Here is a 5988-nt window from a genome sequence, read left to right as displayed (position 1 = left end):
CGCGCGATCATCATCGACGAGTGCACCGCCGAACACACCGACCTGCTCGAGGCCCTGCTGGGCAAGCTCAGCGTCCGGCTGATGAAGCTGCCGGGCGTGGTGGGCGTGCGCATCAAGGTGACCAAGCTCGAAATCTTCCCCGACTGCCAGGTCGCGATCTCCGCCGAATGTGGCACCTGGTAGGACCACCCCCTACGCGCTGACGCGCGCCCCCTCAAGGGGGCGGGCCTGGCGGCCCGGCAGAGCCGGCTCCGCGGGCCCCGCTTGATGAATACATTGAGGACAGAACATGACCGACTCGACCACCACCCTTGAAGGCCTCGACTTGGCCGCCGCCGCGGACGCCGCGGCCAAGAAGCATGCGCATGAGATGAACAAGCTCAGCAAGCGCCTGCATCGCCAGGTGGGCCAGGCGATCGCCGACTTCAACATGATCGAGGACGGCGACAAGGTCATGGTCTGCGTGTCCGGCGGCAAGGACAGCTACTCGCTGCTGGACATCCTGATCAACCTGCGCGACCGCGCGCCGATCAAGTTCGACATCGTCGCCGTCAACCTCGACCAGAAGCAGCCCGGCTTCCCGGAGGACGTGCTGCCCGCCTACCTGAAGTCGCGCGGCGTGGACTTCCACATCGAGGAGCAGGACACCTACTCCATCGTCAAGCGCCTGGTGCCGGAGGGCAAGACGACCTGCTCGCTGTGCTCGCGGCTGCGTCGCGGCATCCTGTACCGCGTGGCGGGAGAGCTCGGCGCGACCAAGATCGCGCTCGGGCACCACCGCGACGACATCGTCACCACGCTGATGCTGAACATGTTCTTCGGCAGCCGGATGAAGGGCATGCCGCCCAAGCTGGTCAGCGACGACGGGAAGAACGTCGTGATCCGGCCGCTGGCGTATGTGAAGGAGTCGGACCTGGAACGCTGGGCCGAGCACCGCGAGTTCCCGATCATTCCGTGCAACCTGTGCGGCAGCCAGCCCAACCTCCAGCGCGCGACGGTGAAGGCGATGCTGCAGGATTGGGACCGCCGCTTCCCGGGGCGTGTCGACAACATGTTCACCGCGATGGGGAACATCGTGACCTCGCACATGATGGATCGCGAGCTGTTCCCGTTCCAGACGATCAAGGCCACCGGGGCGCCGGTCGCCGATGGGGACATCGCGTTCGATGAGGATGAGCAGTGCGGCACGCCGGCGCCGGCCACCGGGGTGGTCAAGCTGGTTCGCCCCGGGCAAGCCCCGGCACCGCTGGACGATGCGGGCGAGGCCTATTCGGCGGCGGATGACTGAGCGCCCATCGGTGGAGTGACAACGGTTCATGCGTGAGGGCCAGCGACCGTAGCAGTCATGCCGCACGCCGGCTTCGCGCTTTCATACGAAGAGATACCCCGCATTGACCGTGCCGTCACGCGGCTCCCACACACGGGTCAACCGCGCGAGGCCACAATCGTTGCACCGTCACGCCGCGTACTGGCGTCATCACCGGGCGCGGCAACTGCCCCGGCTGACGACCGTCAGCGGCATTTGACCTGGAGGTCTCCATGTTCACCTTGAATCGTCGACTGGCCCTGGCGAGCCTCGGCGCGGCAGCCGTGCTGTCGCTCACCGCGTGTGCCTCGCTCAATTCCGTTTCGGCCGATGCCCAGAGCTTCGGCTCCTGGCCCGCTGCCCGGCAGGCGGGCACCTTCGCCTTCGAGCGACTGCCCTCGCAGCAACGCGACGCCGCAGGTCAGGCGACGCTCGAGGACGCCGCCCGCGGCGCGCTGCTCAAGGCCGGCTTCACCGAGGCCAGCGATCCGAAGGCGGCGGACGTGCTGGTGTCGCTCGGCGCCCGCATCACCCGCACCGCCACCGCGCCGTGGGACGACCCGCTGTGGTGGCGCTGGAACGGCAGCTACTGGGGCTGGCGCTACGGCCCCGCCTGGCGGCCGTACTACAGCCGCTGGGGTTACGCCTACCCGATGGACCCGATGATGGAGCGCCGCTACGACCGCGAGGTCGCCATGCTGCTGCGCGACCGCAAGTCCAACGAGCCGCTGTACGAGGCCCGCGCCTCCAGCGACGGTTTCACCGAGGGCGGCAAGGAGCTGTTCGGCGCGCTGTTCGAGGCCTCGATGGCCGACTTCCCGGCCACCCGCCCCGAGCCGCACCGCGTGAGCGTGCAGCTGACGCCTTCCAAGTAGGGCCTTCGGGCGCCGGACCCCGGCGGGTCGCCGCGGACGGCGCCCGCCGCCGGTGCCAACAATCGGCGACAACCGGTCACGGCGCCGCCCTCAGGGGCGTCGCGGGCGGCCCCGATAATCGCGGTCTCTCCAACAGGGAACCGCGATTTTTCTTATGTCGCTGAACATCGTCGTCATGGCCGCGGGCAAGGGCACCCGCATGAAGTCCAGCCTGCCCAAGGTGCTCCACAAGCTGGCCGGCCGCGCGTTGCTGCGGCATGTGCTGGCCAACACCGCGTCCTTGCAGGCGGACGCGCGCATCGTCATCACCGGCCACGGTGCCGACCAGGTCGAGGCGGCCATCGCTGGCGAGGGCGTGCGCTTCGTGCGTCAGGAGCCGCAGCTGGGCACCGGCCATGCGATCCAGCAGACCGTCCCGGCGCTCACGGCCGGCGGCAGCACGCTCATCCTCAGCGGCGACACCCCGCTCATCAGCACCGCCACGACGCGTGCCCTGGTCGAGGCCTGCGGCGGCGAGCGGCTGGTGCTGCTGACCATCGAATACGCCGATCCCACCGGCTACGGTCGCATCGTGCGCGATGGCGAGCAGGTCAAGGCCATCGTCGAGCACAAGGACGCCAGCGACGAGCAGCGCCGCCTCCGCGAGTGCTACACCGGCATCATGGCCGCGCCGACCGAGGCGCTGAAGCGCTGGGTCGGTCAGCTCGACAACAAGAACGCGCAGGGCGAGTACTACCTGACCGACATCGTCGCGATGGCGGTCGCCGAGGGCGTGCCGGTGGTCGGCGTGAAGACCGCGGACGAGACCGAGGTCCTGGGCGTCAACAGCCCGTCCCAGCTGGCGCACCTGGAGCGCCGCTTCCAGCTCGTGCAGGCCGAGGCCTTGATGACTGCCGGCGTGCGCCTGGCCGATCCTTCGCGCTTCGACCTGCGCGGCTCGCTGCACTGCGGCAAGGATGTCGAGATCGACGTCAACTGCGTCTTCGAAGGCGAGGTCACGCTGGGCGACGGCGTGCGCATCGGCGCCAACTGCGTGATCCGCAACGCCACGATCGGCGCCGGCGCCCGCATCCATGAGTTCACCCACATCGATGGCGAGGCCGCTGGCGCCAGCGTCGGCGAGGGCGCGCTCATCGGCCCCTTCGCACGGCTGCGCCCCGGTGCGAAGCTGGGCGCCGAGGTCCACATCGGCAACTTCGTCGAGGTCAAGAACTCCACGCTGGCCAAGGGGGCCAAGGCCAATCACCTGGCCTACCTCGGCGATGCCACGGTCGGCGAGCGGGTCAACTACGGCGCCGGCAGCATCACCGCCAACTACGACGGTGCCAACAAGCACCGCACCACCATCGGCGCGGACGTGCACGTCGGTTCCAACTGCGTGCTGGTGGCCCCGGTCACCCTGGGCGACGGCGCCACCATCGGCGGCGGTTCCACCATCACCAAGGACGTCGAACCGGGCGGCCTCGCTGTGGCGCGCGGCCGACAAACCGTGATTTCCGGCTGGTCCCGCCCCAAGAAGGTGAAGTGATTCACCCAAATAGGCCAGGAACTGCGTAAGCTCTGCCACTCGTGTCACGAAGTGTGACAAGTTCACGGGATTGAGATCCACGGCGTTTGCCGGGTTGGCGTTCCCCCCAAGCTGCGGGAGGCGCGTTTGCCACGGCTTCCCTAGGATCCTTTTCGTTGACCGGCTGACCCGCTGTTCCCAGCTGAATCCTTATGGCGAACTCCAAAACTGCTGCTCTGCTGCTGCCCCAGGATGACGACGTGACAGTCGTGCCGCCGGCGTCTGCCGGGCTGGATGCGTTGGCGGATTGTTCCGAGGATCCGGCGGCGCAGGCGGCTCGTGCCGAGGCGCTGGAGCAGCTCGCGATGTCGCACGCGATGTGCGATCAGGCGGCGGATGCCTGCTTCTACCTGTGCCGTAGCCTGGGATTGGCGCGTCAACAGCAGACGCCGGATGCTGCGCCTGATCTGGAGTTGCTGTTCCAGCTGTTGGGTGCGCTGGCGGATTTGCCGAGCGAGGTCTCGGCGCTGCCGCTGCCGGAAGGCGAGGCCGATGGTCTGGGCGTGGCGGAACTCTGTCATCAGCTGAGCGCTGCCCGTGACTTGACGACTGCCGCGTGGCACGAAGCCACCGAATCCGACGCATCAATCGCGGCATGCCCCGCCGCTCCCGCTCACGCGCTGCACTGACTCCGTCGCGCCCCACCACGGGCCTTCGGCAACCGCCACTGGCCTTCCGCCACGGCCTTTCGCCCGCCACGGCCTTTCGCAATCGCCACGGCCTTTCGCAATCGCCACGGCTTTTCGCAATCGCTACAGCCTTTCGCAACCGCCACGGCAGCGCTAAAAGGCTGCCAATCTAGGCGCAAAGCGCAGCCATAGCGGGGCTATGGCGAGCATTTGCAACGACGAGTGGCAGCCTTTTAGCGCTGCCGTTCGTGGCAGGAGATGAGGCGGCTGACGCGGGATACAGACAAGCCGAGTTCGCGGGCGAGAGCAGTCATGGACTGGCCGCCTTCGGTGTGGGCGCGATAGAGGGCTTCTTCGCGGCTGGCGGAGGCTTTGAGCCAGTCGCCCCAGCGTCTGGGGCGTGGGGTGCGAGGCGGATGCTCGCTCTGCCGCACGGTGCGCTGCACGAAGGCCGCATCCCCAAGAAAGATCTGGTGCCGCAACTGCCCCCAGATATCCAGGTCCGGTTCCGACTCCACGATCGCCTGGTAGCGCTGCGCCGCCTTGCGCCGATCCGCCGCGTTCTGCGGTACGCGCCCCAGCACGTTGGTCCACAGCCCCTCGACCTCCAGCCACTCCGGCGCCGCCACCAGCCCCGCATGCGCCTGCAGGCTGCTCCAGCGCCACGCCACCGGCGAAGACGCCAACCCGGCGCGCCGCCCGATCAACTCCACATACCGGCAAGCATCCAGCAGCAGATGCTCCCGATCCACCAGCACCGCCTTGAACCGCCCCTGGAACACATGCCCGATCTGCCCATGCCGGCGGTTGTGCGCCTGCGTATACACCCCATTGAGATGCCGCATCAATCGCGACAGATTCGCCTGCCGCGTGAACAGCAGCAGCTCGTAATGCTCGCGCCCCAGCCCGTAGGCCAGCACCTGGGCATCGAAGCGCTGGGCGGCCTGCTCGATCAGGCCCAGCATCGCCAGCCGGTCCTCGTCATCCGCGAACACGGACGCATCGCCACGCGTCGCCACGTGATAAACGGCGCCGGGGAACTCGATGCGAAGCGGCCTGGCCATGCCCAATAACTAGGCGAAGACCGCACAAAAGACAAGCGCCCGGACCGCTGTCGCGGCCACGGGCGCAAGACTTGACCCCTGATCGCGGGGCCCGCGTCCCCGGTCGATAGCCAGAGCGCTATCGGGGGTCAGGACTCAACAGCAAAGCCTGGAACCGGATGCCTGCCTATGCATGGGTCCGTGCCCCGCGAAGGCTGCGCTCAGGACTTGCCCAGCGACTCCAGCACCCGCATCACGGCGTCCTCGCCCATGTTGCGCGCATCGGCGAGCTCGCCACCCTTGGTCGTGCCCAGCACCTGGCCGTCGGCGCCCAGCACCGCGACGGTGGGGATGCCCTTCTTCAGCGTCACGCCCATCTGGTTGGCGAGGTCCACGTTCTTGTCGAAGCGGCCGACATTGACCTTGACCGTGACGAAGCGCTTGTCGACCGCACCGCCCAGGTGGCCCTGCCCGAAGCCCTTGTTCAGCGCCAGGCAGTCCTTGCACCAGTTGGCGCCGTAGACCACCAGCACCTGCTTGCCTTCCTTGGCGGCGCGGGCGACGGCGG

General features: G+C 68.1%; 6 protein-coding genes and 1 pseudogene. 5 read left to right on the top strand and 2 right to left on the bottom strand.

What is annotated here, in order from left to right:
- The 5 genes and pseudogenes from FUT87_RS09035 to FUT87_RS09015 all read left to right on the top strand — a co-directional run.
- A pseudogene (locus FUT87_RS09035) lies at nt 1–183 on the top strand (dihydroneopterin aldolase); the annotation flags it as partial.
- A 106-nt stretch (nt 184–289) separates the two neighbouring features.
- Complete coding sequence (gene ttcA, locus FUT87_RS09030) at nt 290–1288, top strand: tRNA 2-thiocytidine(32) synthetase TtcA (protein ID WP_147240823.1); 999 nt, start codon at nt 290–292, stop codon at nt 1286–1288.
- Between the two features lie 251 nt (nt 1289–1539).
- Nucleotides 1540–2181 carry a DUF4136 domain-containing protein gene (locus FUT87_RS09025; protein ID WP_091720579.1) on the top strand — a complete coding sequence of 214 codons (642 nt, stop codon included), beginning with the start codon at nt 1540–1542 and terminating at the stop codon, nt 2179–2181.
- A gap of 154 nt (nt 2182–2335) precedes the next feature.
- The gene (gene glmU, locus FUT87_RS09020) at nt 2336–3709 is read left to right on the top strand and encodes a bifunctional UDP-N-acetylglucosamine diphosphorylase/glucosamine-1-phosphate N-acetyltransferase GlmU (protein WP_147240822.1); all 1374 of its coding nucleotides are present in this window, start codon (nt 2336–2338) and stop codon (nt 3707–3709) included.
- Nucleotides 3710–3900: 191 nt separating this feature from the next.
- On the top strand, nt 3901–4377 hold the full coding sequence (locus FUT87_RS09015; RefSeq protein WP_091720571.1) for a hypothetical protein: 477 nt from the start codon (nt 3901–3903) through the stop codon (nt 4375–4377).
- Nucleotides 4378–4610: 233 nt separating this feature from the next.
- Here the strand turns inward: FUT87_RS09015 and FUT87_RS09010 are convergent, their stop codons facing one another.
- Both FUT87_RS09010 and FUT87_RS09005 read right to left on the bottom strand, forming a co-directional pair.
- The gene (locus tag FUT87_RS09010) at nt 4611–5441 is read right to left on the bottom strand and encodes a transposase (protein WP_147240821.1); all 831 of its coding nucleotides are present in this window, start codon (nt 5439–5441) and stop codon (nt 4611–4613) included.
- Nucleotides 5442–5641: 200 nt separating this feature from the next.
- Nucleotides 5642–5988: thioredoxin family protein (locus tag FUT87_RS09005; RefSeq protein WP_147240820.1), on the bottom strand; the 347-nt coding region annotated here is incomplete at its 5' end.

The sequence above is a fragment of the Mitsuaria sp. TWR114 genome, assembly GCF_007997345.1.
Note: the sequence above shows the minus strand (reverse complement) of the source record. Positions and strands in the feature narration are given on the sequence as shown.

Excerpts from the sequence above, each read along its gene's own strand:
- glmU (WP_147240822.1), top strand. The coding sequence starts at position 2,336 with ATGTCGCTGAACATCGTCGTCATGGCCGCGGGCAAGGGCACCCGCATG.
- ttcA (WP_147240823.1), top strand. The coding sequence starts at position 290 with ATGACCGACTCGACCACCACCCTTGAAGGCCTCGACTTGGCCGCCGCC.
- FUT87_RS09025 (WP_091720579.1), top strand. The coding sequence starts at position 1,540 with ATGTTCACCTTGAATCGTCGACTGGCCCTGGCGAGCCTCGGCGCGGCA.
- FUT87_RS09015 (WP_091720571.1), top strand. The coding sequence starts at position 3,901 with ATGGCGAACTCCAAAACTGCTGCTCTGCTGCTGCCCCAGGATGACGAC.
- FUT87_RS09010 (WP_147240821.1), bottom strand. The coding sequence starts at position 5,441 with ATGGCCAGGCCGCTTCGCATCGAGTTCCCCGGCGCCGTTTATCACGTG.